This window comes from Streptomyces spectabilis (assembly GCF_008704795.1).
GTDB lineage: Bacteria > Actinomycetota > Actinomycetes > Streptomycetales > Streptomycetaceae > Streptomyces > Streptomyces spectabilis.
The window spans coordinates 4,272,353-4,297,999 of record NZ_CP023690.1 but is presented as its reverse complement, the minus strand read 5'-3'; the positions used below and the strand labels follow the sequence as shown (position 1 = coordinate 4,297,999).

Here is a 25,647-nt window from a genome sequence, read left to right as displayed (position 1 = left end):
AGTGAAATGGCCGTCAACCTCGTCAATGTCGAGGCAGTCAGCAAGGTGTACGGCACCCGCGCGCTGCTCGACGGCGTCTCACTGGGCGTCTCCGAGGGCGACCGGATCGGTGTCGTCGGGCGCAACGGTGACGGGAAGACGACCCTCATCCGGATGCTCGCCAAGCTGGAGGAGGCCGACACCGGGCGCGTCACGCACAGCGGCGGCCTGCGTCTCGGCGTCCTGACCCAGCACGACTCGCTCGACCCCGAGGCGACCGTGCGGCACGAGGTCATCGGTGACCTCGCCGATCACGAGTGGGCGGGCAACGCCAAGATCCGGGACGTCCTCACGGGCCTCTTCGGCGGGCTCGACCTGCCGGGCTTCCCGCAGGGCCTCGACACCGTCATCGGACCGCTGTCCGGCGGCGAGCGGCGCCGCATCGCGCTCGCCCAGCTGCTCATCGCCGAGCAGGACCTGATCGTGCTCGACGAGCCCACCAACCACCTGGACGTGGAGGGCATCTCCTGGCTCGCGCAGCACCTGCGGGAGCGCCGCTCGGCCCTCGTGTGCGTGACGCACGACCGCTGGTTCCTCGACCAGGTGTGCACCCGCATGTGGGACGTGCAGAAGGGCACCGTCTACGAGTACGAGGGCGGCTACTCCGACTACGTCTTCGCGCGCGCCGAGCGCGAGCGCATCGCGGCCACCGAAGAGGTCAAGCGGCAGAACCTGGTCCGCAAGGAGCTGGCGTGGCTGCGCCGCGGCGCCCCGGCCCGCACCTCCAAGCCGCGCTTCCGCGTCGAGGCCGCCAATGAGCTGATCAAGGACGTGCCGCCGCCGCGCGACACCAGCGAGCTGATGAAGTTCGCCACCACCCGGCTCGGCAAGACCGTCTTCGACCTGGAGGACGTGTCCGTACAGGCCGGTCCCAAGCTGCTCCTGAAGCACCTGACGTGGCAGCTCGGCCCGGGCGACCGCATCGGCCTGGTGGGGGTGAACGGCGCGGGCAAGACCTCGCTCCTGCGGGCCATGGCCGACGCCGCCCGCTCCGAGGGCGAGACGCAGCCCGTGGCGGGCCGGATCACGGTCGGCAAGACCGTGAAGCTCGCCTACCTCTCCCAGGAGGTCGCCGAGCTGGACCCGGCCACGCGCGTCCTGGAGGCCGTGCAGCAGGTCCGCGAGCGCGTCGACCTCGGCAAGGGCCGGGAGATGACCGCGGGCCAGCTGTGCGAGACGTTCGGCTTCAGCAAGGAGAAGCAGTGGACGCCGGTCGGCGACCTGTCCGGCGGTGAGCGGCGCCGGCTCCAGCTCCTGCGCCTGCTGATGGACGAGCCGAACGTGCTCTTCCTCGACGAGCCCACCAACGACCTCGACATCGAGACCCTGACGCAGCTGGAGGACGTGCTCGACGGCTGGCCCGGCTCGATGATCGTGATCTCGCACGACCGGTTCTTCGTCGAGCGCACCACGGACCGGGTGCACGCGCTCCTGGGCGACGCCACGATGCGGATGCTGCCGCGCGGCATCGACGAGTACCTGGAGCGCAGGCAGCGGATGACGGAGGCCGCGGCCCCGGCCCCCGCCGCGCGCCCCGAGCCCGAGACCAACGCGGTCTCCGCCGCCGACGCCCGCGCCGCGAAGAAGGAACTCCAGAAGATCGAGCGGCAGCTGGACAAGATCTCGGCCAAGGAGAGCACCCTCCACACGCAGATCGCCGATAACGCCACAGACTTCGAGAAGGTGGCCAAACTGGACGCCGAACTGCGCGAACTCGGCAGCGAGCGTGAAGAGTTGGAAATGCGCTGGCTGGAGCTCGCGGAGAACGCGTGAGCATCGCGTAACGGACGCATCACGGGCCGGTCCTCCCTTGGGTACAGGGTCAGGACCGGTCCCGGCCATGGCTTGATTGGAGTGATAGAAAGGTCGGCCTGAGCACCACTTGGCGTGCCGAAAAATCAGTGAAGGGGGAAGCGCTGATGACTCAGCCGCCCAACCAGCCGCCGCACGGCGGCTTCGGAGCTCCACAGGATCCACAGGACCCGCGGCAGTCCGGCCCGCCGCAGCCGCAGCCGCCGATGCCGCCCGCGGGTCCGCCGCAGTCGCCTCCCCCGGCCCCGCAGCCCGGCTACGGCCAGCCGCAGCAGCCGCCCGCACAGGCCGGCGCGTACGGCTATCCGCAGCAGCCGGGTCCGTACGGCCAGCCTCCGCAGCCCGGCCCCTACGGCCAGCCCCCGCAGCCGGGTCCCTATGGCCAGCCGCCGCAGCCCGGCCCGTACGGCCAGCCCGCGCAGCCCGCCGGTTACGGCTTCCCGCAGCAGCAGTACCCGGGCGGACCGGCCGCCCCGCCGCCCGGCGGTGGCGGCGGCAAGAGCCCCTTCAAGGGCAAGACCGCGGTGATCATCGGGGCCGCCGTGGCCACCCTGCTCGTCGCGGGCGGCGCGGTCTACGCGCTCACCAGCGGTGGTGACGACAAGAAGAAGTCCGAGTCCAAGAACAAGGGCCCCAAGCCCACCGCCTCCGCCCCGGTCAACCCGGGCGACGGCAGCGGCGACGGCCACGCGGGCAAGGAGGACCTCAACGAGGGCCGCCAGGCCGGCGAGTCGAAGGTGCTCTGGTACAAGGAGGCCCCCAAGGCCCCCGGCAAGGGCGCCGACGCCCCCGGCATGTGGGTCGAGGACGGCGTCGCCGTCAAGGCCGTCTACAAGGAAGTCCTGGGCTACGAAGTCGAGTCGGGCAAGCCGAAGTGGCCCGCCATCAAGCTGCCCCAGGACATCTGCGCGGCCTCCCGGCAGGTCAGCGAGGACGGCAAGGTCGTCATCGCGTACAAGGGCGGCACGAAGAGCAACGCCAATTGCGACCAGCTCCAGGTCATCGACCTGAAGACGGGCGAGAAGGGCTGGAAGAAGCAGATCAAGGAGGAAGGTCTCTTCGACTCCACGCTCAGCATCGAGCTGACCATCACCGGCGACACCCTGATGGTCGGCCGCTCGCAGTCCGGCACCGCGTACAGCATGAGCGGCGGCGACGAGCTGTTCGTCTCCCGCAAGAAGGACGAGGGCACCTGCTTCCCGAACGGCTTCACCGGCGGTGACCGGCTGCTGCGGGCGCTGTCCTGCGGCGCCAGCACGCCCACCGAGCACGACGAGATCCAGGAGCTGGACCCGAAGACGGGCAAGGCCAAGTGGACGAAGAAGTTCCCCAAGGGCTGGCGTCTGAACAAGGTCTACTCCACCACCCCGACCGTCCTCTACCTCACCAACGAGGACAAGAAGCAGTGGAACATCACCACGCTCAAGCCGGGTAGCTCCGCCACCCGCTCCGAGGTCCGCGTCAACGAGGACTTCGCGCCCGAGTGCGGCTGGGGCGGCATCATGGTCAACGACCTGCAGGGCTGCTCGGGCGCCGTCGCCGACGACACGTACCTGTACCTGCCGACGAAGAAGACGACCGGCGCCAACGAGATCGTCGCGATCGGCCTGAACACCGGCAAGGCGAACTGGCGCGTCAAGTCGCCGTCGGACACCTCGATGATGCCCATGAAGATGGCGGACGGACAGCTCGTCGCCTACGTCAAGCCGTCGTACAGCAGCGGTGGCCAGGTCGTCTCCATCGCGCCGAGCGGTTCGCACACGCCGAAGACGCTCCTGAAGAACCCCGAGGGGACGTCGAAGATCGAGAACGGCTTCTTCTCGAAGGCGATCGACTACGTGGACGGGCGCTTCTACATCTCCACCACGCGCCTCTCCGGCAGCGCGCAGGGCCGCGAGAAGCTGATGCTGGCCTACGGCAAGTGACCCTCCCCCTCGCCTAGTTCCCCTTCCGTCCCCCCAAGGAAAGACGTCATGACTCAGCCGCCTCAGCCCCCCAACGAGCCCCCGCAGGGCGGGTTCGGCGCCCCGCAGGAGCCCCCGTCCGGCGGTTTCGGCAAGGCCCCGGAGCCGGGCTACGGCTATCCGCAGGCACCGGGCACCCCGCCGCCGCCTCCGCAGGGGCCCCCGCAGGGCCAGCCGGGCCAGGCGCCGTACGGCTACCCGCAGCCGCCCCAGGCTCCCCAGCCGCCGCAGACCCCGCCGCCCGCCGCCCCGCCGCAGGCACCGCCCGCCCCGCCGGCGTACGGCCAGCCCGCGGCTCCCGCTTACGGCCAGCCCGCGGCCCCGGCGTACGGCCAGCCCGCCACGCCCGCCTACGGTCAGCAGCCCGGCCAGGGCTACCCCGGCCAGCCGCAGTACGGCTACCCGCAGCCGCCCACCGTCTCGATGCAGCCGCAGCCCGCGGGCCCCGGCGGCCCCGGTGGTTCCAACGGCAAGAAGAAGCAGCTCACGATCATCGTCGCGGCGGTCGCCGCGATCGCGCTGATCGTCGGCGGCGGCGTGATCTACGCGTCCCAGAAGAAGGACGACGACAAGAGCGCCAGCGCCAAGAAGGACGACAAGGGCGGCAAGGGCGGCGACAAGAAGGAGCTGCCCTCCGGCGGCCCCGCCAAGGAGAAGGCCCCCGCGGACACCGGCGCCAAGGTGGCCTTCCAGGTTCCCGCGCCCGCCGTGCCCAAGGACGACGTGTGGAACGTCGAGGGCTCCTGGCTGACCGACGACGCGGTCGTCAAGTCCGGCTACCAGGGCAAGGACAAGGACCACGCCCTGATCGCGTACGAGCCCTCCTCCGGCAAGGAGAAGTGGTCGATCCCGCTCTCCGGCGAGACCTGCGCGGTCTCCAAGGAGATCACCAAGGACGGCATCACCGCGGTCGTCGCCAAGGACGCCAAGGCCACCAAGGCGAACAAGTACCCGGACTGCAGCCAGGTCTCCGCGATCAACCTGAAGACCGGCAAGAAGCTGTGGACCAAGGACGTCACCAACAGCGGCATGAAGGTGGAGTTCGAGGAGATCACCCTCTCTGGCTCCACCATCGCCGCGGGCTCCGGCACCGGCGGCACCGGCGCCGCCTGGGACCTCTCCGGCAAGCTCCTGTGGAAGCCGCAGATCGGCGACAAGTGCAAGGACGTCGGCTACGCGGGCGGCGACCAGCTTGTCGCGGTCCGCAAGTGCGGTGACTACGACGACCCCAAGCTGAAGATCCAGCTCCTCGACCCCAAGACGGGCGACGACAAGTGGAGCTACCCGCTGGCCGCGGGCATCGACAACGCCAAGATCATCTCGACGAGCCCGGTCGTCTTCGGCCAGGACACCGAGGAGATCACGGCGAGCGGCGCCACGGACGTCTTCTCGCTGAGCAACAGCGGCAAGCTGCGCGCCCGCATCAAGCTGGAGGACGGCAAGTACTCCCACGACTGCGACGTCAACAAGGTCTACAGCTGCAAGGCGATCGTCGTCGGCAACGACAAGCTGTACGTCCCCACGCGCCAGCACGACGCGGGCGGCTCCGGCTACGGCTTTACCAACGAGATCATCGGCTTCTCCCTGGCCACGGGCAAGACCACCGGTGACCGCGCGGACGCCGGCGACGACGGCGAGATGTTCCCGCTGCGCATGGACGGCGGCAACGTCCTCGCGTACAAGGGCGGCGGCTACAACAAGGGCGCCAAGGTCGTCTCGCTCGACGGCAAGTCGATGAAGGAGACCACGCTCCTGCAGACGCCCGCCACCGAATCGGTCAGCAGCGCCATCAGCGGCATGGTCCCCAAGTCCAACGAGGTCCTGTACGGGAACGGCCATCTGTTCATGGGCAAGGAGCTGATCAGCAAGCCGTACTCCAAGGACGACAAGGAGTACATCGCGCTGGGCTTCACCACGGAATGACCGGTTCCTGACCGGGCGCGCACCGAACGCGTACCCGTCACGCACCGCCACGAAGGGCCCCGGACCGCACGGTCCGGGGCCTTTCCCGTCCCGGGGGCCGTTCACTCTCCGTACTCCCGTACAGCCGCTACCCCAAAGGCAGTGATTTCGGCATCCAGGGCTGCATCTGGACGGTAGGGGCAGCGCAACGTCGAACAAGCGTGTAGCTTCCGGGGGATGGAGGGCCGGGGCCCCGGGTCCGTGGGGGGACCAGTGGGGGAATCCGTGGGGGACATTGGGGGGTTGCTCGATGGGTGTGCGGCTCATGGTGGTCGATGACCACCGACTGCTCGCCGAGGCGCTCGCCTCGGCGCTCAAGCTGCGCGGGCACCGGGTGCTGGCCGCGGCCGCGCCCGCCGCGGGCGCCGCCGAGCTGGTCATCAGCAGGGCCCCCGAGGTGTGCCTGCTGGGCACGGCGACGCCCGCCGAGCCGGGCATGTTCGACCCCGTGGTCAAGATCAAGCGGGAGCGTCCGCAGGTGGCCGTGGTGGTGCTCGGGCCCGTGCCGTCACCGCGCGGCATCGCGGCGGCCTTCGCCTCCGGCGCCTCCGGGTACGTACGGCACGACGAGCGCATCGAAGGAGTCGAGCGCGCCATCATGAAGGCGCGCGCCGGTGAGGCCGCCGTCGCGCCTCAATTGCTTCAAGGCGCCTTCAGTGAGCTGCTCAACCCCGCGGCACAGCCCGACGACGAGGGGCAGCGGCTCCTCCAGATGCTCACGCCGCGTGAGGTCGAGGTGCTCGTACGGGTCGCGGACGGTGAGGACACGCGGCTCATCGCGGCGGGCATGGGCATCGCGCCCAGCACGGCGCGGACGCATGTGCAGCGCGTGCTGATGAAACTGGGCGTGGGCTCGCGCCTGGAGGCCGCCGCCCTCGCTGCCCGCACGGGGCTCCTGGACCGCGCGGAGCGCCCCGCATCGAGCGGCCACGTGAACAACTCGGGCACGCCCCAGTAGCCCCCGGCCCTCATCGGCCTTCGGCCTCGTCCGCAACCGCCGGAGGATCTTCCAGCCCCTCCGGCGGTTGCGGAGCGAGGGCCGGGCGCAGCCAAAGCCAGGTGAGGAAGAAGAGGCCGAGGGCGAGCATGCCCAGGCCGGTCCAGAGGTTGATGTTGATGCCCTCGGCCTTGTCGAGGTCGGCGTCGGACGCCGTGATCCCCGCGATCGTCACGATCACGCCGTACACGACGAACAGGCCCCCGATGATCCGCCGGATGTCGAAGAGACGCGCGGCCGTCGCGGACTTCCGCTCCAGTTCGGAGACTTCCTTCTGCAGGTCGGACATGATGGCTCGGACCTCCGGTCAGAACGAGTAGGGGACGTAGCAGGCCGCGGCGAGCACCACCGCGCCCCAGCCGAGCAGCGCGGGCCTTCGGTACCAGGCGGAGTCGCCCGGCTCGGCGCCGTCGTCCTCCAGGCCGGGCGAGGCGGTGCCGTACACGAGCCCGGCGAGCTCGGCCTCGGGCTTGGGCGCGGTGAAGAGCGTGACCACGACCATCACCACCGCGCCGGCGGCGAAGCCGACGATCGCGGAGACGAAGTTGGCGCCCTGGTCGGTGGGGATGTCGACGACGCCCTGCTTGTAGATCCAGAAGTAGTTGAGCATCGCGGCGGTGGTGCCCGCGAGCAGGCCCCACACACCGGATTTCATGGAGGCCCGCTTCCAGAACATGCCGATGACGAAGACCACGAACATCGGGACGTTGAAGAAGGAGAAGAGGGTCTGGAGGTAGCCCATGATGTTGGAGAAGGACGAGGCGATGAAGGCCGTGCCGATCGAGGCGAGCACGCCGATCGCGGTGATGAGGCGGCCGAACGTCAAGTAGTAGCCGTCCTCGCGGTCCTTGACCACGTACCGCGCCCAGATGTCGTACGTGAACACGGTGTTGAAGGAGGACACGTTGGCCGCCATGCCCGCCATGAACGCTGCGAGCAGACCGGTGACCGCGATGCCGAGCACGCCGTTGGGCAGCAACTCCTGCATCAGATAGGGGATCGCGTCGTTGTAGGTGAGGTCCGAGCCCGCCGTGCCGATCTTCGGGACGAGCACCGCCGCGATGAGCCCCGGCAGCATCACCAGGAACACGATGAACATCTTCGGGAACGCGGCGATGAGCGGGGTGCGCTGGGCGGCGGAGAGGTTCTTCGCGGACAGGGCCCGCTGTACCTCGGCGAAGTTCGTCGTCCAGTAGCCGAAGGACAGCACGAAGCCGAGGCCGAGGATGATGGTGAGCCAGTTGGCGCCCAGCGGGTTGGGGTCGCCGATGCCGGTGCCGCCCCAGGCGGTGAGGAAGTTGTCGCCGTGCTGCTTCTCCAGGTTGCCGCTCAGGCCGTCCCAGCCGCCGACCTTCTTCATGCCGATGACGCAGATCGGGATGAGCGCGGCGAGGATGACGAAGAACTGCAGGACCTCGTTGTAGATCGCCGAGGACAGGCCGCCGATGGTGATGTACGCGAGCACGAAGATCCCGGCGACCACGATCGCCACCCACTGCGGCCAGCCGAGCAGCGCCTCCACGACGATCGACAGGGCGTAGAGGTTCACGCCCGCGATGAGGATCGCGGCGAACGCGAAGAGCGCCGAGCTGAGCAGGTGCGCCGACTTGTCGAAGCGCTGGAGCAGGAACTCGGGGACGGAGCGCACCTTCGAGCGGTAGTAGAACGGCATCATCACCAGGCCCAGGAAGACCATGGCGGGGATGGCGCCGATCCAGTACCAGTGCACGACGGCGACGCCGTACTGCGCTCCGGTCGCCGCCATGCCGAGGATCTCGGTGGCGCCGAGGTTGGCGGCGACGAAGGCGAGGCCGGTCACCCAGGCGGGCAGCGAGCGGCCGGACAGGAAGAAGTCGAGGCTGGTCCGCACCGAGCGCCGGGCGGCGAAGCCGATGCCGAGGACGACCACGAAGTAGAGGGCGAGGAGGGTGTAGTCGAGGCCGTTGACGGGCAGCCGGAGCCCCTCGGCCAGGGTGTGGGTAGGAGGTGCCTGCATGGGAGCACTCACTTCGTCGCGCGAACTGATCTGAGCGGAACCTACGCCTGGCCCTTCGGGAAGTGAACACTTCTGTTGACGTTCTTTGTTTGATTGTGATCGAGCCGGGGGTGGGCTCGACTCCAGGAGGCTCAGGATCGTCCGGCATTGACGCCGCTGTTGGCTTGTGATTTGTTGTGTTCGGTTCTGTTGGCGGGCGGGATGAGGAGCCCCACACGTGAAGAAGACCTCGACGCGTCTCGCTGACGGTCGTGAGCTCATCTACTACGACGTGCGCGACGACGCCGTCCGCGCCGCCCCCGACCGGCGCCCCCTCGACGCCGTCGCCACCACCGCGGAGATCCGCCGGGACCCCCTCCTCGGCGACAGCGTGGCGATCGCCTCCCACCGCCAGGGCCGCACCTACCACCCCCCGGCCGACCAGTGCCCCCTGTGCCCCTCCACCGCCGAGCGGCCCACCGAGATCCCCGAGTCCGCGTACGACGTCGTGGTCTTCGAGAACCGCTTCCCGTCCCTCGCGGGCGACGCGGGCCGCTGCGAGGTCGTCTGCTTCACCTCCGACCACACCGTGTCCTTCGCCGACCTCACCGAGGAGCAGGCCGGGCTCGTCCTCGACGCCTGGACCGACCGCACCGCCGAGCTGTCCCACCTGCCCGCCGTCCAGCAGGTGTTCTGCTTCGAGAACCGGGGCGCGGAGATCGGGGTGACCCTCGGCCACCCGCACGGCCAGATCTACGCCTACCCCTTCGTGACCCCCCGCACGGCCCTGATGCTGCGCTCCCTGGCCGCGCACAAGAAGGCCACCGGCGGCCGCAACCTCTTCGACGACGTCCTCGCCGACGAGCGCGCGGGCGAACGCGTCGTCCTGGACACCGCGCACTGGGTGGCCTTCGTGCCGCACGCCGCGCACTGGCCCTACGAGGTGCACCTCTACCCCAAGCGCCGCGTCCCCGACCTGCTCGGCCTCGACGAGGCGGCGCGCGCCGAGTTCCCCGGCGTCTATCTGGAACTGCTCAAGCGGTTCGACCGGATCTTCGACACGGACGGGCCCCCGACGCCCTACATCGCGGCCTGGCACCAGGCGCCCTTCGCCGCGCTCGACGCGTACGACGGCGTCAACCGCGACGACTTCGCGCTCCACCTAGAGCTTTTCACCATTCGCCGCACTTCCGGCAAGCTGAAGTTCCTCGCGGGTTCCGAATCCGGCATGAGTGTGTTCATCAATGACGTGCCGCCGGAGGCCGCGGCCGAGCGACTGCGAGAGGTAGCGAGTTGATGAGTGCGAAGTACCTGGTCACGGGCGGCGCGGGCTATGTCGGCAGCGTCGTCGCACAGCATCTGATCGAGGCCGGGCACGCCGTCACGGTCCTCGACAACCTCTCCACCGGCTTCCGCGATGCCGTCCCCGCGGGCGCCGACTTCATCGAGGGCGACATCCGCGATGCCGCCAAGTGGCTGGATTCCTCGTACGCGGCCGTCCTGCACTTCGCCGCCTCCTCCCAGGTCGGCGAGTCCGTCGCGAAGCCCGAGAAGTACTGGGACAACAACGTCGGCGGCACCATGGCGCTGCTCGCCGCCATGCGCGACGCCCACGTGCGCACCCTCGTCTTCTCCTCCACCGCCGCGACGTACGGCGAACCGGTGAGCAGCCCCATCAAGGAGACCGACCCGACCGCGCCGACCTCCCCCTACGGCGCCTCCAAGCTCGCCGTCGACCACATGATCACGGGCGAGGCGAGCGCCCACGGCCTGGGCGCGGTCTCCCTGCGCTACTTCAACGTGGCGGGCGCGTACGGGGAGTACGGCGAGCGCCACGACCCCGAGTCCCACCTCATCCCGCTCGTCCTCCAGGTCGCCCAGGGCAGGCGCGAGGCGATCTCCGTCTTCGGCGACGACTACGCCACGCCCGACGGCACCTGCGTCCGCGACTACATCCACGTCGCCGACCTCGCCGACGCCCATCTGCGCGCCCTCGACGCCGCGACGCCGGGCGAGCACCTCATCTGCAACCTCGGCAACGGCAGCGGCTTCTCCGTGCGCGAGGTCATCGAGACCGTCCGCCAGGTGACCGGGCACCCGATCCCCGAGGTCGTCGCCGAGCGCCGGGGCGGCGACCCGGCGGTCCTGGTCGCCTCCGCCGCCACCGCCCACGAGCGCCTCGGCTGGCGGCCCGCCCGCGCCGACCTCGCGGGCATCGTCGCCGACGCCTGGGCCTTCGCCCAGCGAAAGGGGTAACCCGCCCATGTCCGTCGCCGAGGAGTTCACCGCCCTCTACGGATACGAGCCCGCCGGGGTGTGGGCGGCACCGGGCCGCGTCAACCTCATCGGCGAGTACACGGACTTCAACGAGGGCTTCGTGATGCCGCTCGCCCTGCCGCACACGGCGGTGGCCGCGGTCGCCCGCCGTGACGACGGGATCCTGCGGCTGCACTCCGCCGACGTCGAGGGGCCCGTCGTCGAGCTCGCCGTGTCCGCCCTGGAGCCGCTCTCCGACAGCGGCGGCTGGGCCGCCTACCCGGCGGGCGTCGTCTGGGCGCTGCGCGCGGCCGGGCACCCCGTCGGCGGCGCGGACCTGCACCTGGCCTCCACGGTGCCGACCGGGGCGGGCCTGTCCTCCTCGGCGGCCCTGGAGGTGGTGACGGCGCTCGCCCTGCGCGACCTCTACCAACTCGGCCTGTCCCGCCGAGAGTTGGCGCTCCTCGCGCAGCGCGCCGAGAACGAGTTCGTGGGCGTGCCCTGCGGCGTCATGGACCAGATGGCGTCCGCCGCCTGCGAGCCGGGCCGGGTCCTGCACCTCGACTGCCGCGACCTGTCCGTGCGCCAGGTCCCCTTCGACCTCGCCGCGCACGGGCTGCGCCTGCTCGTCGTCGACACGCGCGTGAAGCACGAGCTGGGCGACGGGGCGTACGCGGAGCGGCGCGCGGGCTGCGAGGCGGGGGCGCGCGCGCTCGGCGTCTCCCATCTCCGGGACGTCCCCCACGCCGAACTCCCCGCGGCCCTGGACCGCTTGGCCGACGACCGGGTCCGCCGCTACGTCCGGCACGTCGTCTCCGACGATCACCGGGTCGAGCGGGTCGCGGCCCTCCTCGACGCGGGCGACGTGCGCGGCATCGGCCCCGTCCTCACCGAAGGCCATGCCTCCCTCCGGGACGACCTGCGCATCTCCTGCCCCGAACTCGACCTGGCCGTCGAGGCGGCGGGTGCGGCGGGGGCGCTCGGCGCGCGCATGACCGGGGGCGGGTTCGGTGGCTCCGCGGTCGTCCTGGTCGAGGCGGCGGAGGCGGAGGCCGTCACGAAGGCCCTCCACACCGCCTTCGCCCAGGCGGGCTTCCCCCCACCCCGCGTCTTCGAGGCGGAGCCTTCACGGGGGGCCCACCGCCTGAGCTGATCCCTCGCGGGGCGCCCCTGGCCCGCCCCTTCCCGCTTCCTGGGGGCTTCGCCCCCAGACCCCCGCTCCTCAAACGCCGGAGAGGCTGGATCTTCTAGCCCCTCCGGCGTTTGAGGAGCGTCAGCCCAAGCGCTTCGTCAGGGTGTACTCCGTGGTGCCCTCCGGGTAGTCGGGGATGGCGCACACCACCGTGTAGCCCTGCTTCTCGTAGAAGGAGGGGGCCTGGAAGTCCCAGGTCTCCAGGCGGGAGTTGCGGCAGCCGCGCTCCGCCAGGGCCACCGCCTCCGCCCGCGCGAGCAATCGGCCCCCGAGCCCCGCCCCGCGCGCGCCCGGCGCGACCCAGAGCAGGGCCACGTGCAGCCACCCCGCCCACGTATGCCCGGACAGGCCCCCGACAAGGGCGTCGTCGTCCCCCAACGCCCAGATCCCGAGCGGAACTTCCCGCTCGGCGGGGGTCCCCCGCATCGCCCGCAACACGGGTGAGGCATCCGTATTGGCCGTTCGCAGCCGCGCCCGAAGCAGACGAAGCCGTTCTTTGTCGACTCCTGTCTCAATACGAAACATACGGCTCACCATAAACGCGCCGGACAATCAGTTCTGCAAATCCACTTCCGCTCCGGGCCCCCGTCCGTACTCTGAAGGACAGCGCCGGTGGGGGCCGGCGCCGTTCAGGGGGCGAGACAGTCGGGTACGACGCCCGGCCTGGGGGTGGCAGTCACAGCACGGCGGCGGCCGTGCGGCTGTGGTGCTCCCTCATGCCGGGCGCCGTATCCGCACTTGGTCCACCGTCCTCCAGCCTGTGGGGGTTTCCGTGGTTCGAATCCGAGTCCTGGTCGTCGACGACCATCGCATCTTCGCCGAGTCGCTCGCGGCCGCGCTCGCCGCCGAGCCCGACGTGGACGTGTCCGCCGCGGGCAGCGGCCCGGCGGCGCTGCGCTGCCTTGACCGAGCGGCCGCCGAAGGCCGCAGATATGACGTGCTGCTCGTGGACGCCGACCTCGGCGGCACCGCACCCGCGCTGCACAGCACGACCCGCCCGGCGGTGCCGGTGCACGACGGCCAGGCGGACGGGCTCGTGGACGGCATCTCCCTGGTCACGGGCGTGCGTTCGGCGCAGCCCGCCGTGCGGACCGTCGTCCTCGCGGAGAAGGACGACCCGCGCCGCGCCGCGCTCGCGCTCCAGGCCGGGGCCTCCGGCTGGGTGGCGAAGGACTGCTCGCTCTCCCGGCTGCTCACCGTCATCCGCGGCGTGCTGCGGGACGAGACGCATCTGCCGCCCGCCCTCCTCACCGGCGTACTGCGCGAACTGACAGCGGCCCGCAAGCACCGCACGGAGAGCGAGCGGCTCGTGGAGTCGTTGACCCCGCGCGAGCGCGAGGTGCTGCGCTGCATGGTCGCGGGCCTCGGCCGCAAGGCCGTCGCGGAGCGCCTCTTCCTGTCCCCGCACACCGTCCGCACCCATATGCAGAACGTGCTCGGCAAGCTCGGCGTGCACTCCACGCTCGCCGCCGTCGCCCTCGCCCGCAGGGCCGGCGTCGGGCCGGTCGACCTAGCCGGGGATGTTGTCGAACGGGGCGGTCAACTGGCGTAGCAGCGCGGCCAGTTCGCCGCGCTGCGCGCGCGACAGCTCACCGAGGATCGCCCGCTCCTGCTCAAGGAGGCCCGCCAGGGCCTGGTCGGCGCGGTCGCGGCCCTCTTCGGTGAGCCGCACCAGGACGCCCCGGCGGTCGCTCGGGTCGGGCAGGCGCTCGACGAGGCCCTTCTTGGTGAGCCGGTCGATGCGGTTCGTCATCGTGCCGGAGGTCACCAGGGTCTGGGTGAGGAGCTGGCCCGGGGAGAGCTGATAGGGGGCGCCCGCGCGCCGGAGCGACGTCAGTACGTCGAACTCCCAGGGCTCCAGCTCGTGCTCGGAGAACGCCAGTCGACGTGCCCGGTCCAGGTGGCGCGCCAGCCTGCTCACGCGGCTCAGCACCTCGAGCGGTTCCACGTCGAGGTCAGGGCGCTCCCGGCGCCACGCAGCGACCAGCCGGTCGACCTCGTCCTCCATGACGATCAGTGTAGGGGGTCTGTCGACATGAAGTCTCTTGACGTCAAGATAGTCAGGGGGTGAGGATGGCGGCGACCGATCGGCACGCCCTGTCCGTAGGGGGTGGCCGTACGGCGTGCGTCCGCACGCCCCGGTGGCGCGCGCCACGTGCCGCCCCGGGCCGCGCCCGCGTCCGCCGCCGCGCCCCGCCCGTACGGACCCGCCCGCCCGTGCGCCGCAGAGGAGCCCCTCATGCCGTCTCCCGCATCACCCGTCTGGGATCCGCACCAGTACCTGCGCCACGCGGGCCACCGCAACCGCGCCCTCACCGATCTGCTCGCCCACGTGAGCCCGCCCGCCGACGGGCGCCCCCTGCGCATCGCCGACCTCGGCTGCGGGCCCGGCAACTCCACCGCGCTCATCGCCGAGCGCTGGCCCACCGCGCACATCACCGGCTACGACAACTCGCCCGACATGCTGGAGCGCGCCGCGGCCGACGCGGGCGCCACGCCCGGCGGGGGCCGCGTGGACTTCGCGCCCGCCGACCTCACGGGGTGGGTGCCGGCGGAGGAGTACGACCTGATCCTCTCCAACGCCACCTTCCAGTGGGTGCCGGGGCACGCCGGGTCCTTCGCCGCCTGGATCGCCGCCCTCGCGCCCGGGGGCACCTTCGCCTTCCAGGTCCCGGCCAACTTCGACGCGCCCAGCCACGCGCTGATGCGGGACCTGGCGGGGGCGCCGCGCTGGCGCGGACGCCTGGCGGGGAGCCTGCGGCACGCGGACGCCGTCCTCGAACCCGCCGCGTATCTGGAGCTCCTCAGCGGGCTCGGCTGCGCGGCCGACGTCTGGGAGACCACGTACCTCCAGGTCCTGGCGGGGGAGGACGCGGTGCTCGACTGGGTCAAGGGCACCGGGCTCCGCCCCGTCCTCACGGCCCTCGCCGACGACCCCCCGGCGGCGGAGGACTTCCTGGCCGAGTACGGGGCCCTGCTGCGCGAGGCCTATCCGCGGCGGGAGCACGGCACGGTCTTTCCCTTCCGCCGCCTGTTCGCGGTGGCCCGCGCGGCGGAAGGGGCGGTTTGATGCTCACCGCCCTGGACCATGTGCAGCTTGCCGCGCCGCGGGGCAGCGAGCCGGTGCTCCGCGCCTTCTACGTGGACGTGCTCGGGATGGAGGAGGTGGCGAAGCCGCCGGTGCTCGCGGGGCGGGGCGGCTGCTGGTTCCGGGCGGGCTCCGTCCAGCTTCACATCGGGGTCGAGGACGGGTTCCGGCCCGCGCGGAAGGCCCATCCCGGGCTGCGGGTCGTCGGCATCGACGCGTACGCCGCGCGGCTCGTGGCCCGCGGGGCCGCCGTCACCTGGGACGGGCTCCTGCCCGGCCACCGCCGCTTCTACGCCCACGACCCCGCGGGCAACCGCCTGGAGTTCCTGGAACCCACCCCGGCACCAGACGCAGCGCCCTAGTGAGCGGCTGAGCGGCACCTCGGCGCTGTGCCCACCCGTCCCGCCCTGCGGGACGATTGCCCACAGCGGGCCCGGGGAGGTGTCCCTGAGGCAGGGCGCCGTCTCCAGCCCCGGCCCCGGGGGCCGCGCTGCGCGCCGCCGGGACAGTCCCGCCCACCCGCCCCCACCAGGACGGGGACCCACGGAGCCCCCCCCGCGCGCCGGGGCCAGGTCGCACAGGGCCGGGGTAGTCCCGCCCGCCCACCCGCCCCCACCTGGGACGGCGCCCCGCGTCGGGCCCGGGCGGTGAAAGCCGGGGTGTTTCGGGTGGGAGGGTGGGCTGCCCCGCCGCGGTAGCGGTGGGGGCCCGCGACGTGCCGTCAGGCTTTGCGGTGGCCTATCAGGCGAGGCTTCGGCTCCAGCCCGTCCAGACCGTGCCAGGCCAGGTTGACCAGGTGCGCGGCCACCTCCGCCTTCTTGGGCTTGCGCACGTCGAGCCACCACTGCCCGGTGAGGGCCACGCTGCCGACCAGCGCCTGCGCGTACAGCGGGGCCAGCTTCGGATCGAAGCCGCGGGTCTTGAACTCCTGGCCCAGGATGTCCTCGACCTGCGTCGCGATGTCGGAGATCAGCGAGGCGAAGGAGCCCGTGGACTGCGGGATGGGGGAGTCGCGGACCAGGATGCGGAAGCCGTCCGTGTACTCCTCGATGTAGTCGAGGAGGGCGAAGGCGGCCTGCTCGCACAGCTCCCTGGGGTGCCCGGCGGTCAGCGACCCCGTCACCATGCCCAGGAGCTGCCGCATCTCGCGGTCCACGACCACCGCGTAAAGGCCCTCCTTGCCGCCGAAGTGCTCGTACACGACCGGCTTGGAGACCCCGGCCTTCGCCGCGATCTCCTCGACCGACGTGCCTTCGAAGCCCTTGGCGGCAAACAGGGTGCGGCCGATGTCCAGCAGCTGTTCGCGGCGCTCGGCGCCGGTCATACGGGTCCGGCGGGTACGCCGGGGTTTGTCGTTGTTCGAATTCGACGGGCTCTTCGGGGCCCGCGAGGAGCCCTTCGTGCCCGGAGTGCTGGAGTCGGTCGCCACGGGTTCCATCATGCCGCGTCAGCGGCCCGACGGTTGCCAGGGGCATCGATCGCGTCGGCCGGCTTGCGGCGCGCGTCGATCCGGGACCGCGACGGCCAGCGCACGTCGTACGCCCAGCCGAACTGTTCGAACCAGCGGATCAGGCGCGCGGAGGAGTCGATCTGCCCCCGCATCACCCCGTGCCGCGCGGACGTCGGGTCGGCGTGGTGGAGGTTGTGCCAGGACTCGCCGCAGGACAGGACGGCCAGCCACCACACGTTCCCCGAACGGTCACGGGACTTGAAGGGGCGCTTGCCCACCGCGTGGCAGATCGAGTTGATCGACCACGTCACGTGGTGGAGCAGCGACACCCGGACGAGTGAGCCCCAGAAGAACGCCGTGACCGCTCCCCACCACGACATCGTCACCAGACCCCCGACCAGCGGTGGGAACAGCAGCGACACGAGCGTCCACAGCACGAACTGACGCGAGACGGCGCGGATCGCCGGATCCTTGATCAGATCCGGCGCGTACTTCTCCTGCGACGTCTGCTCCTCGTCGAACATCCAGCCGATGTGCGCCCACCACAGGCCCTTCATCAGGGCCGGCACGCTCTCGCCGTACCGCCACGGGGAGTGCGGGTCGCCCTCCGCGTCGGAGAACTTGTGGTGCTTGCGGTGGTCGGCGACCCAGCGCACCAGCGGGCCCTCGACCGCGAGGGAACCCATCACCGCGAGGGCGATCCGCAGCGGCCGCTTGGCCTTGAACGAGCCATGCGTGAAGTACCGGTGGAAACCGATGGTGATGCCGTGACAGCCCAGGAAGTACATGAAGACGAGCAGACCCAGATCGAGCCAGCTCACCCCCCAGCCCCACGCCAGCGGCACCGCCGCGGCCAGGGCCAGAAAGGGGACGACGATGAAGGCGAGCAGCGTGAGCTGCTCCAGCGAGCCCTTGCGCTCGCCGCCGAGGGTCGCGGACGGGGGCGGGGGCGGGGCGCCGCCCGGCGCCCCCTTGGATTCTTCGATGACGTCGGGGCTTGTGGTCATTGGACGTTCCCCTGGGGGGTCGAGGGTGAGGGCACAGGCCGTGTGCCATGAGAGCGAGTGCCCGCGCGGCGGCCGGCGCATGCCGCGCCTACGGGACCGTAACCTACGGGCACGTAAGTATCGCAGCGCGCGGCACGGCGGCAAGAGGCCGCGAGACAGCCGGATCGCATCGACACCTATCCTTGGACCGGTCGGACAGCGCGGTCCGCTCTGTATCTCCCCCGGTTCACCCACCGGGACCCCTCCCAGACGTGCCCACCGTCTCCCACCGCCCGCGAGGGCCGGGATTCACCGCAAGGAGCCGCACCTGTGAGCAGTGCCGACGACCAGACCGCCCCGCAGGCCGCCACGACGGCCACCAGCGAGCTGCGCGCCGACATCCGCCGCCTCGGCGACCTCCTCGGCGAGACCCTCGTCCGCCAGGAAGGACCCGAGCTCCTCGACCTCGTCGAGAAGGTCCGCCGCCTCACCCGCGAGGACGGCGAGGCCGCCGCCAAGCTGCTCGGCGGCACCGAGCTGGAGACCGCCGCCAAGCTGGTACGGGCCTTCTCCACCTACTTCCACCTCGCGAACGTCACCGAGCAGGTGCACCGCGGCCGCGAGCTGCGCGCCCGCCGCGCCGCCGAGGGCGGACTCCTCGCCCGCACCGCGGACCGGCTCAAGGACGCCGACCCCGAGCACCTGCGCCAGACCGTCGAGCACCTCAACGTGCGCCCGGTCTTCACCGCCCACCCCACCGAGGCCGCGCGCCGCTCCGTGCTCAACAAGCTGCGCCGCGTCGCCGAGCTCCTGGAGACCCCGGTCATCCCCTCCGACCGGCGCCGCCACGACATCCGCCTCGCCGAGAACATCGACCTCGTCTGGCAGACCGACGAACTGCGCGTGGTCCGCCCCGAGCCCGCCGACGAGGCCCGCAACGCCATCTACTACCTCGACGAGCTGCACGCCGGAGCCGTCGGCGACGTCCTGGAGGACCTCACCGCGGAACTGGAGCGCGTCGGCGTCCAGCTCCCCGAGGGCACCCGGCCGCTCACCTTCGGCACCTGGATCGGCGGCGACCGCGACGGCAACCCGAACGTGACGCCCGCCGTCACCTGGGACGTCCTGATCCTCCAGCACGAGCACGGCATCAACGACGCCCTCGACACCGTCGACGAGCTGCGCAGCTTCCTGTCGAACTCCATCCGCTACACCGGCGCCACCGAGGAGCTCCTCGCCTCCCTCCAGGCCGACCTGGAGCGCCTGCCCGAGATCAGCCCCCGCTACAAGCGCCTCAACGCCGAGGAGCCCTACCGCCTCAAGGCCACCTGCGTCCGGCAGAAGCTGGAGAACACCAAGCAGCGCCTGGCCAAGGGCACCGCGCACGAGCCCGGCCGCGACTACCTGGGCACCGCCGAGCTGCTGCACGACCTCACGCTCATCCAGACGTCGCTGCGCGCCCACAAGGGCGCCCTCTTCGCCGACGGCCGGATGAACCGCACCATCCGCACCCTCGCCGCCTTCGGCCTCCAGCTCGCCACCATGGACGTGCGCGAGCACGCCGACGCCCACCACCACGCGCTCGGCCAGCTCTTCGACCGCCTCGGCGAGGAGTCCTGGCGGTACGCCGACATGCCGCGCGAGTACCGGCAGAAGCTGCTCGCCAAGGAACTCAGGTCGCGCCGCCCGCTCGCCCCGTCCCCGGCGCCCCTCGACGCCGCGGGCCAGAAGACCCTCGGCGTCTTCGAGACGGTCAAGAAGGCCCTTGAGGTCTTCGGACCCGAGGTCATCGAGTCGTACATCATCTCCATGTGCCAGGGCGCCGACGACGTCTTCGCCGCCGCCGTGCTCGCCCGCGAGGCGGGCCTGCTCGACCTGCACGCCGGCTGGGCGAAGATCGGCATCGTGCCGCTCCTGGAGACCACCGACGAGCTCCGCGCCGCCGACGTCATCCTCGACGAGATGCTCGCCGACCCCTCCTACCGCCGCCTCGTCGCCCTCCGCGGCGACGTGCAGGAGGTCATGCTCGGCTACTCCGACTCCTCCAAGTTCGGCGGCATCACCACCAGCCAGTGGGAGATCCACCGCGCCCAGCGCCGCCTGCGCGACGTCGCCCACCGCTACGGCGTGCGCCTGCGCCTCTTCCACGGCCGCGGCGGCACCGTCGGCCGCGGCGGCGGCCCCTCCCACGACGCCATCCTCGCCCAGCCCTGGGGCACCCTGGAGGGCGAGATCAAGGTCACCGAGCAGGGCGAGGTCATCTCCGACAAGTACCTGGTGCCCTCGCTCGCCCGCGAGAACCTGGAACTCACCGTGGCGGCCACCCTCCAGGCCTCCGTCCTGCACACCGCCCCGCGCCAGTCCGACGAGGCCCTCGCCCGCTGGGACGCCGCCATGGACGTCGTCTCCGACGCCGCGCACGCCGCGTACCGCAAGCTGGTCGAGGACCCGGACCTGCCGACCTACTTCCTCGCCTCCACCCCGGTCGACCAGCTCGCCGACCTGCACCTGGGCTCCCGGCCCTCCCGCCGCCCCGGCTCGGGCGTCTCGCTCGACGGCCTGCGCGCCATCCCGTGGGTGTTCGGCTGGACGCAGTCGCGGCAGATCGTCCCCGGCTGGTACGGCGTCGGCTCCGGCCTCAAGGCACTGCGCGAGGCCGGCCTCGACACCGTCCTGGACGAGATGCACGAGCACTGGCACTTCTTCCGCAACTTCGTCTCCAACGTCGAGATGACCCTGGCCAAGACCGACCTCAGGATCGCCCGGCACTACGTGGACACCCTCGTCCCCGACGACCTCAAGCACGTCTTCGCCGCCATCGAGGCCGAACACGAGCTGACCGTCCGCGAAGTCCTCCGCGTCACCGGCGAGAACGAACTCCTCGACGCCCAGCCCGTCCTCCGCCAGACCTTCGCCATCCGCGACGCCTACCTCGACCCGATCTCCTACCTCCAGGTCGCCCTCCTCAAGCGCCAGCGCGACGCGGCCGCCGCCGACGGCGAGGCCGACCCGCTGCTCGCCCGCGCCCTGCTGCTCACCGTCAACGGCGTCGCCGCCGGACTGCGCAACACCGGCTGACCCCACCGCACGGCCGCAAGGCCCCGTACCACTGAAAGGCCCCGCACCCTCCCGGATGCGGGGCCTTTCAGGTGAAAAGTGCGCTTAACGCCTTGTCGTAGCGAAGGAGGCGCCCCCCACCGCCCCACAGTTGACCCGTCCTCAGATCCCCTCGTGGTCGGAAGTGCTGTGGTCCTCCTCGCCCACCGGTACCGTCGCGCGCTCGGCGCCACGGTGGCCGTCCTGCTCGCCGCCCTCGCGGCGCTCGCCCTGGTCCCGCACGACAGCGCGGCCCGCGCCGACGCCCGCATGAGCGTCCGCCTCGACCCCGGCACCTCACCGGTGCCCGCCGGCGACCACGTCACCTACAACGGCTTCATCCAGTGCTCGATCCCGGGCGACTGCCAGTCGGTGACCGTCACCTTCACCCCGCCGCCCGGCGCCTCCGGAAACGGCGTGGTCTCCCAGCCGTACCCGCCCGGCGTCACCGGCGTCACCGCGAACGACGACGGCAGCGTCACCGTCACCTACAGCTCCATCGCCAGCGGCCAGAGCTCACAGCTCACCGTCAGCTGGCCCACCGAGGACTACTGGACACCCCCCGGCGACCAGCGCGCCACCATGTCCGCGACCGCCACCAACGGCGACGGCACCCCCAGCACCGACGACGCCGTCGTCGAGGTGAGCGCCGAACCCAACCCGGCCGTCCGCAAGGAAGGCCCCTCCCGCGCCCGGCCCGGCGAGACCCTCACCTACAAGGTCACCGCCACCAACGACCCGCGCAACGCCAACCGCCCCCGCGGCAACCTCGCCCTGGAGAACGCCGTCCTCACCGACGTCCTCCCCGAAGGCGTCGACCTCGTCGACGCCACCCCCGCCGGATACACCTACGACCCCGCCACCCGCACCATCAGCTGGCCCGTCGACACCGAACCCGACCGCCCCGGCAACCAGCTCGCCCAGGTCAAGACCTACCCCTACGGCGCCGTCCACGAGATCCGCGTCAAGGTGCGCGACGACGTCGCCGACGGCACCACCCTCACCGACACCGCCACCCTCAGCGGCGACCCCTTCGGCCCCGGCACCGAGGAGATCACCAGGAGCGACAAGGCCGACACCGTCGTCGGCACCGGCGGCGGCGAGGTCTCCGGCACCCTCGACAAGTCCGTCGACCCCCCGCTCGCCGCCGACGGACAGCGCGTCTCCTACGTCCTGCGCTTCGCCAACACCGGCACCGACCCCGCCGACGCCCGCCTCACCGACGCCCTCCCCGACGGCTTCACCGCACAGACCCTCAGCCTCTCCACCCCCTCCGGCGGCGCCTACTCCGGCGACTGGACCGTCCAGGTCACCCGCCGCGACGGCAGCACCGAGACCGTCACCCCCACCGGCCAGACCATCGACCTGAGCCGCCTCGGCGACCTCGTGTCCGTACGCGTCGACGTCCCCGGCCTCCCCGCCGGCACCAGCCTCGTCGCCCAGATCAGCGGCCGCGCCGACGCCACCGCCCTGCCCGGCGGCAGCGGCGACGTCGACAACTGCGCCCGCCTCGGCCTCACCGGCGCCGCGGGCACCGCCGACGAAGAGTCCTGCACCAGCTTCCACATCGAACCCGAGGTCTCCCAGCCCGAGCTGACCAAGTCCACCGACCCCACCCCCGTCGGCCCCGGCGGCAGCCACACCTGGACCGTGACCCTCCGCAACGACCGCTACCGCACCGGCTCCTCCCCGCTGCGCCCCCGCTTCGTCGACCTCGTGCCCCGCCAGCTCGCCTACACCAGGGGCTCCTGGGCCCTCGCCGACGGCCAGCCCGACTACTGCCCGGCCGCCGACCGCTTCACCGAGACCGTCTCCGAAGGCCCCGACGGCCGCACCCGCGTCGAGCTCACCGCCGAACCCGGCGCCGAGATCCCCGCCGACGACTCCTCCTGCGCGTACGAGTTCCGCACCACCGTCGAACCGGGCGTCGCCAGCGGCACCTACGGCGGCTCGCCCGACTCCGCCGACTACGCGGGCAACCGCGCCGGGCTCTACGACGCCGAGCGCCCCATCAACACCCGCAGGACCGACACCCACGACATCGACGGCGACGGCGACACCGCCGAGAACGTCGCCGATGCCACCGACGACTTCGCCATCGCCGAGTCCTCCGCCCTGTTCGTCACCAAGGAGGTCAAGGGAGACAAGGACGACGCCTTCAAGGGCTCCGCCGAAGTCCCCGGCAAGGAGGACGAGGTCGGCCAGTCGACCATCTCCGGCACCGTCGAATACCGCACCGTGCTCGGCAACATGGGCAACACCGACCTCACCAACGTCGTCGCCTACGACCTGCTGCCCGCACCCGGCACCTACGGCGTCACCAGCGGCCGCTACGAGGACGACGTGACCAGCCAGTGGCGCCCCACCCTCACCGGGCCCATCGACGCGGGCGGCGCCCCCGTCACCATCACGTACTCCGAAGAGCCCGACCCCTGCCGCCCCGAGATGGACAACACCCCCGACAAGAGCGCGCCCTTCCAGTGCGAGGGCGAGCCCGACCCGTCCTTCGTCCCCGCCGACGAAGTCACCGACTGGAGCCGCATCCGCTCCATCCGCTTCGACTTCGACGGGCACGTGTTCTCCGCCGGCGAGCGCTATACGCTGCGCTGGCTGATGGAGGTGCCGGACCGCGCGGCGGGCGGGGAGCCCTTCGAGGGCGGGGAGCGCACCTGGAACAAGATCGCCATCGCGGGCGACCGGCGCCAGCCGGACGGCTCCACGCGGGGCCTCCTGGCCACCGAGGCCCCCTGGGTCGTAGACGAGGTCCACCCGTCGCCGTCCCCGTCCCCCTCACCGTCCCCGTCGGATTCGCCGTCCCCGTCGCCCTCGCCGTCGGATTCGCCGTCCCCGTCGCCCTCGCCGTCGGATTCGCCGTCGCCTTCACCGTCCCCGTCGGATTCGCCGTCCCCGTCGCCCTCGCCGTCGGACTCCCCGTCCCCGTCCCCGTCCCCGTCCCCGTCCCCGTCTCCGTCGGATTCGCCGTCCCCGTCACCGTCTCCCTCGCCGTCGGATTCCCCGTCCCCGTCTCCCTCGCCGTCGGACTCGCCTTCGCCTTCACCGTCTCCGTCGGATTCGCCGTCGCCGTCGCCCTCCCCGTCTGACTCGCCGTCTCCGTCCCCGTCGCCTTCGGACTCGGACTCCCCGTCGCCGTCCCCCTCGCCGTCGACCCCGTCGCTGCCGGACACCGGGTCCGGGGGCGCGTGGCTGGCATCGGGGATCGCTGCGGCGCTGCTCGCGGCGGGTGCCTTGCTCGCGGCGATCGCCCGCAGACGACGCGAGGTACGGGACCACCTGTGAGGCGAGCCCTCGCGGGAAATCAGGGGGAGGCCGCACCGGACGCCTGAAACGCCCCCGCCCACCCACCCCATCGGGGGCGGGTGGGCGGGGGAACATTCGGACAACGGCGGGCAAGCCGCCAGGCCGGGCGGGCGGGTGGGCAGGGAGAGGCCGAGCCGGCCCGGCGCGTGAGGGGGAGGCGCGGAGCGCCGATCGAGCCCCGGTTCAGGAGTTGTACGTGCTCTGGGCGCGCTCCAGGCCCTCCACGACCAGGCACTCGACCGCATCCGCGGCCCGGTCCACGAAGTAGTCCAGCTCCTTGCGCTCCGTGGCGGAGAAGTCCTTCAGGACGAAGTCCGCGACCTGCATCCGCCCGGGCGGCCGGCCGATGCCGAAGCGGACCCGGTGGTAGTCGGACCCCATGGCCTTGGTCATGGACTTCAGACCGTTGTGCCCGTTGTCACCGCCACCGAGCTTCAGCCGCAGCGTGCCGTAGTCGATGTCGAGCTCGTCATGGACGGCGAGGACGTTCGCCGTCGGCACCTTGTAGAAGTCGCGCAGCGCCGTCACCGGACCGCCCGACAGGTTCATGTACGACGTCGGCTTGGCGAGGACGACACGGCGGCTGCCAGGACCCATCGGGCCGAGACGGCCCTCCAGGACCTGCGCCTGCGCCTTCCCGGCACGCTTGAACGTGCCGCCGATCCGCTGGGCCAGCAGGTCGACGACCATGAAGCCCACGTTGTGCCGGTTCATCGCGTAGCCGGGCCCGGGGTTGCCGAGACCCACGACCAGCCAGGGAGCGCTCGGGTCCGTCGTCATCTGCGTGTCTCCTCCATCGCTGCTCATAGCCCAACCGCCGCCCAGCGCCGGGGCGCTGGACGGCGGTTGACAGTGCCTTGAGGCGCGGCTCAGGCCTCGGCGGCGGCCTCGTCGCTCTCGGCCGGGGCTTCCTCGGCCTGCGCGGCCAGGACCTGCAGGACCACGGCGTCGCCGTCGACGGCAAGGGTCGAACCGGCGGGCAGCGTGATGTCCTTGGCGTGGATGGAGGCACCGGCCTCCAGGCCCGCGATGGAGACCGTGACGGCCTCCGGCAGGTGCGTGGCCTCGGCCTCGATCGGCAGCGTGTTCAGGACGTGCTCCAGGAGGTTGCCGCCCGCGGCCAGCTCGCCCTCGGTGTGGACCGGAACCTCGACGGTGACCTTCTCGCCGCGCTTCACGAGGAGCAGGTCGACGTGCTTGATGAAGCCCTTGAGGGCGTCACGCTGCACGGCCTTCGGGATGACCAGCTCGTTCTTGCCGTCGATGTCCAGGGAGAGCAGGACGTTCGGCGTGCGCAGGGCGATCATCAGGTCGTGACCCGGCAGCGTGACGTGGACGGGGTCCGTGCCGTGGCCGTACAGGACGCCGGGAACCTTGTTCTCGCGGCGGATGCGGCGGGCGGCGCCCTTGCCGAACTCGGAACGGGTCTCGGCGCTGAGCTTGACCTCGGACATGAAGCACTCCTCGTAGAAAGGTGAACGGATGTGTCACCCGGCCATACGACTGGCCTGC

Annotated in this window: 20 protein-coding genes; 12 read left to right on the top strand and 8 right to left on the bottom strand. The window is 71.6% G+C overall.

From position 1 onward, the window contains the following. Positions 1–6 precede the first annotated feature (6 nt). From CP982_RS18530 to CP982_RS18515, 4 genes are all read left to right on the top strand, one after another. Positions 7–1,812, top strand: a complete 1,806-nt coding sequence (locus tag CP982_RS18530) for an ABC-F family ATP-binding cassette domain-containing protein (protein WP_150511557.1) — start codon at positions 7–9, stop codon at positions 1,810–1,812. Positions 1,813–1,958: 146 nt separating this feature from the next. Continuing rightward, positions 1,959–3,776, top strand: a complete 1,818-nt coding sequence (locus tag CP982_RS18525; RefSeq protein ID WP_150511556.1) for an outer membrane protein assembly factor BamB family protein — start codon at positions 1,959–1,961, stop codon at positions 3,774–3,776. A 48-nt stretch (positions 3,777–3,824) separates the two neighbouring features. Continuing rightward, on the top strand, positions 3,825–5,738 hold the full coding sequence (locus CP982_RS18520; protein WP_150511555.1) for an outer membrane protein assembly factor BamB family protein: 1,914 nt from the start codon (positions 3,825–3,827) through the stop codon (positions 5,736–5,738). Between the two features lie 289 nt (positions 5,739–6,027). Beyond that, positions 6,028–6,735, top strand: a complete 708-nt coding sequence (locus tag CP982_RS18515) for a helix-turn-helix transcriptional regulator (protein WP_150511554.1) — start codon at positions 6,028–6,030, stop codon at positions 6,733–6,735. 10 nt (positions 6,736–6,745) lie between these two features. Here the strand turns inward: CP982_RS18515 and CP982_RS18510 are convergent, their stop codons facing one another. Beyond that, positions 6,746–7,063, bottom strand: a complete 318-nt coding sequence (locus CP982_RS18510) for a hypothetical protein (RefSeq protein WP_150511553.1) — start codon at positions 7,061–7,063, stop codon at positions 6,746–6,748. Positions 7,064–7,081: 18 nt separating this feature from the next. Further along, entirely contained in the window at positions 7,082–8,770 is a 1,689-nt protein-coding gene (locus CP982_RS18505; protein ID WP_150511552.1) for a sodium:solute symporter family protein, read from the bottom strand. A 217-nt stretch (positions 8,771–8,987) separates the two neighbouring features. Between CP982_RS18505 and galT the strand changes: the two genes are divergently transcribed. From galT to galK, 3 genes are read left to right on the top strand one after another with little or no spacing between them, the layout of a single operon-like run. Continuing rightward, entirely contained in the window at positions 8,988–10,046 is a 1,059-nt protein-coding gene (gene galT / locus CP982_RS18500) for a galactose-1-phosphate uridylyltransferase (protein ID WP_150511551.1), read from the top strand. Then, the gene (gene galE, locus CP982_RS18495) at positions 10,046–11,005 is read left to right on the top strand and encodes a UDP-glucose 4-epimerase GalE (protein WP_150511550.1); all 960 of its coding nucleotides are present in this window, start codon (positions 10,046–10,048) and stop codon (positions 11,003–11,005) included. The genes galT and galE overlap by 1 nt, the downstream gene beginning before the upstream one ends. 7 nt (positions 11,006–11,012) lie before the next feature. Further along, positions 11,013–12,158, top strand: a complete 1,146-nt coding sequence (galK, locus tag CP982_RS18490; RefSeq protein ID WP_150511549.1) for a galactokinase — start codon at positions 11,013–11,015, stop codon at positions 12,156–12,158. Positions 12,159–12,278: 120 nt separating this feature from the next. Here galK and CP982_RS18485 read toward each other — a convergent pair whose 3' ends face one another. Beyond that, positions 12,279–12,734: a GNAT family N-acetyltransferase gene (locus CP982_RS18485; protein WP_150511548.1), complete on the bottom strand. Its 456-nt coding sequence runs from the start codon at positions 12,732–12,734 to the stop codon at positions 12,279–12,281. 235 nt (positions 12,735–12,969) lie between these two features. On the opposite strand from CP982_RS18485, the gene CP982_RS18480 reads away from it, so the two are divergent. Beyond that, positions 12,970–13,749, top strand: coding sequence for a LuxR C-terminal-related transcriptional regulator (locus CP982_RS18480; RefSeq protein WP_150511547.1), 780 nt, complete (start codon positions 12,970–12,972; stop codon positions 13,747–13,749). Here the strand turns inward: CP982_RS18480 and tamR are convergent. After that, entirely contained in the window at positions 13,708–14,205 is a 498-nt protein-coding gene (gene tamR, locus CP982_RS18475) for a MarR family transcriptional regulator TamR (RefSeq protein WP_144003879.1), read from the bottom strand. The genes CP982_RS18480 and tamR overlap by 42 nt on opposite strands. Before the next feature lie 231 nt (positions 14,206–14,436). Here tamR and CP982_RS18470 point away from each other — a divergent pair, with 231 nt between their 5' ends. Next, a complete protein-coding gene (locus tag CP982_RS18470; protein WP_150511546.1) occupies positions 14,437–15,267 on the top strand; it encodes a trans-aconitate 2-methyltransferase in 831 nt (276 codons plus the stop codon). Further along, positions 15,267–15,647 (top strand): VOC family protein, encoded by a 381-nt coding sequence (locus tag CP982_RS18465; RefSeq protein WP_150511545.1) that lies wholly within the window; start codon positions 15,267–15,269, stop codon positions 15,645–15,647. The genes CP982_RS18470 and CP982_RS18465 overlap by 1 nt, the downstream gene beginning before the upstream one ends. Before the next feature lie 359 nt (positions 15,648–16,006). On the opposite strand, the gene CP982_RS18460 is transcribed toward CP982_RS18465, so the two are convergent. Together CP982_RS18460 and CP982_RS18455 are read right to left on the bottom strand one after the other, a co-directional pair. Beyond that, entirely contained in the window at positions 16,007–16,726 is a 720-nt protein-coding gene (locus CP982_RS18460; protein WP_150511544.1) for a TetR/AcrR family transcriptional regulator, read from the bottom strand. Next, on the bottom strand, positions 16,723–17,742 hold the full coding sequence (locus CP982_RS18455) for an acyl-CoA desaturase (RefSeq protein WP_150511543.1): 1,020 nt from the start codon (positions 17,740–17,742) through the stop codon (positions 16,723–16,725). Before CP982_RS18455 ends, CP982_RS18460 begins: the two co-directional genes overlap by 4 nt. Before the next feature lie 309 nt (positions 17,743–18,051). Between CP982_RS18455 and ppc the strand changes: the two genes are divergently transcribed. Together ppc and CP982_RS41800 are read left to right on the top strand one after the other, a co-directional pair. Continuing rightward, the gene (gene ppc, locus CP982_RS18450) at positions 18,052–20,799 is read left to right on the top strand and encodes a phosphoenolpyruvate carboxylase (protein ID WP_150511542.1); all 2,748 of its coding nucleotides are present in this window, start codon (positions 18,052–18,054) and stop codon (positions 20,797–20,799) included. Positions 20,800–20,952: 153 nt separating this feature from the next. Continuing rightward, positions 20,953–24,114, top strand: coding sequence for a DUF11 domain-containing protein (locus CP982_RS41800; protein ID WP_170316455.1), 3,162 nt, complete (start codon positions 20,953–20,955; stop codon positions 24,112–24,114). Between the two features lie 204 nt (positions 24,115–24,318). On the opposite strand, the gene pth is transcribed toward CP982_RS41800, so the two are convergent. Together pth and CP982_RS18415 are read right to left on the bottom strand one after the other, a co-directional pair. Next, positions 24,319–24,915, bottom strand: a complete 597-nt coding sequence (gene pth / locus CP982_RS18420) for an aminoacyl-tRNA hydrolase (RefSeq protein ID WP_150511541.1) — start codon at positions 24,913–24,915, stop codon at positions 24,319–24,321. 89 nt (positions 24,916–25,004) lie between these two features. After that, on the bottom strand, positions 25,005–25,589 hold the full coding sequence (locus CP982_RS18415) for a 50S ribosomal protein L25/general stress protein Ctc (RefSeq protein WP_150511540.1): 585 nt from the start codon (positions 25,587–25,589) through the stop codon (positions 25,005–25,007). Positions 25,590–25,647: the final 58 nt, after the last annotated feature.

What these genes read in the sequence shown, in the direction of transcription:
- CP982_RS18470 (WP_150511546.1), top strand. Translation starts at nt 14,437, where the DNA reads ATGCCGTCTCCCGCATCACCCGTCTGGGATCCGCACCAGTACCTGCGC.
- CP982_RS18455 (WP_150511543.1), bottom strand. Translation starts at nt 17,742, where the DNA reads ATGACCACAAGCCCCGACGTCATCGAAGAATCCAAGGGGGCGCCGGGC.
- pth (WP_150511541.1), bottom strand. Translation starts at nt 24,915, where the DNA reads ATGACGACGGACCCGAGCGCTCCCTGGCTGGTCGTGGGTCTCGGCAAC.
- galK (WP_150511549.1), top strand. Translation starts at nt 11,013, where the DNA reads ATGTCCGTCGCCGAGGAGTTCACCGCCCTCTACGGATACGAGCCCGCC.
- CP982_RS18460 (WP_150511544.1), bottom strand. Translation starts at nt 16,726, where the DNA reads ATGATGGAACCCGTGGCGACCGACTCCAGCACTCCGGGCACGAAGGGC.
- CP982_RS18415 (WP_150511540.1), bottom strand. Translation starts at nt 25,589, where the DNA reads ATGTCCGAGGTCAAGCTCAGCGCCGAGACCCGTTCCGAGTTCGGCAAG.
- CP982_RS18520 (WP_150511555.1), top strand. Translation starts at nt 3,825, where the DNA reads ATGACTCAGCCGCCTCAGCCCCCCAACGAGCCCCCGCAGGGCGGGTTC.
- galE (WP_150511550.1), top strand. Translation starts at nt 10,046, where the DNA reads ATGAGTGCGAAGTACCTGGTCACGGGCGGCGCGGGCTATGTCGGCAGC.
- CP982_RS18525 (WP_150511556.1), top strand. Translation starts at nt 1,959, where the DNA reads ATGACTCAGCCGCCCAACCAGCCGCCGCACGGCGGCTTCGGAGCTCCA.
- tamR (WP_144003879.1), bottom strand. Translation starts at nt 14,205, where the DNA reads ATGGAGGACGAGGTCGACCGGCTGGTCGCTGCGTGGCGCCGGGAGCGC.
- CP982_RS18485 (WP_150511548.1), bottom strand. Translation starts at nt 12,734, where the DNA reads ATGGTGAGCCGTATGTTTCGTATTGAGACAGGAGTCGACAAAGAACGG.
- CP982_RS18505 (WP_150511552.1), bottom strand. Translation starts at nt 8,770, where the DNA reads ATGCAGGCACCTCCTACCCACACCCTGGCCGAGGGGCTCCGGCTGCCC.
- CP982_RS18530 (WP_150511557.1), top strand. Translation starts at nt 7, where the DNA reads ATGGCCGTCAACCTCGTCAATGTCGAGGCAGTCAGCAAGGTGTACGGC.
- CP982_RS18510 (WP_150511553.1), bottom strand. Translation starts at nt 7,063, where the DNA reads ATGTCCGACCTGCAGAAGGAAGTCTCCGAACTGGAGCGGAAGTCCGCG.
- CP982_RS18515 (WP_150511554.1), top strand. Translation starts at nt 6,028, where the DNA reads ATGGGTGTGCGGCTCATGGTGGTCGATGACCACCGACTGCTCGCCGAG.
- CP982_RS18465 (WP_150511545.1), top strand. Translation starts at nt 15,267, where the DNA reads ATGCTCACCGCCCTGGACCATGTGCAGCTTGCCGCGCCGCGGGGCAGC.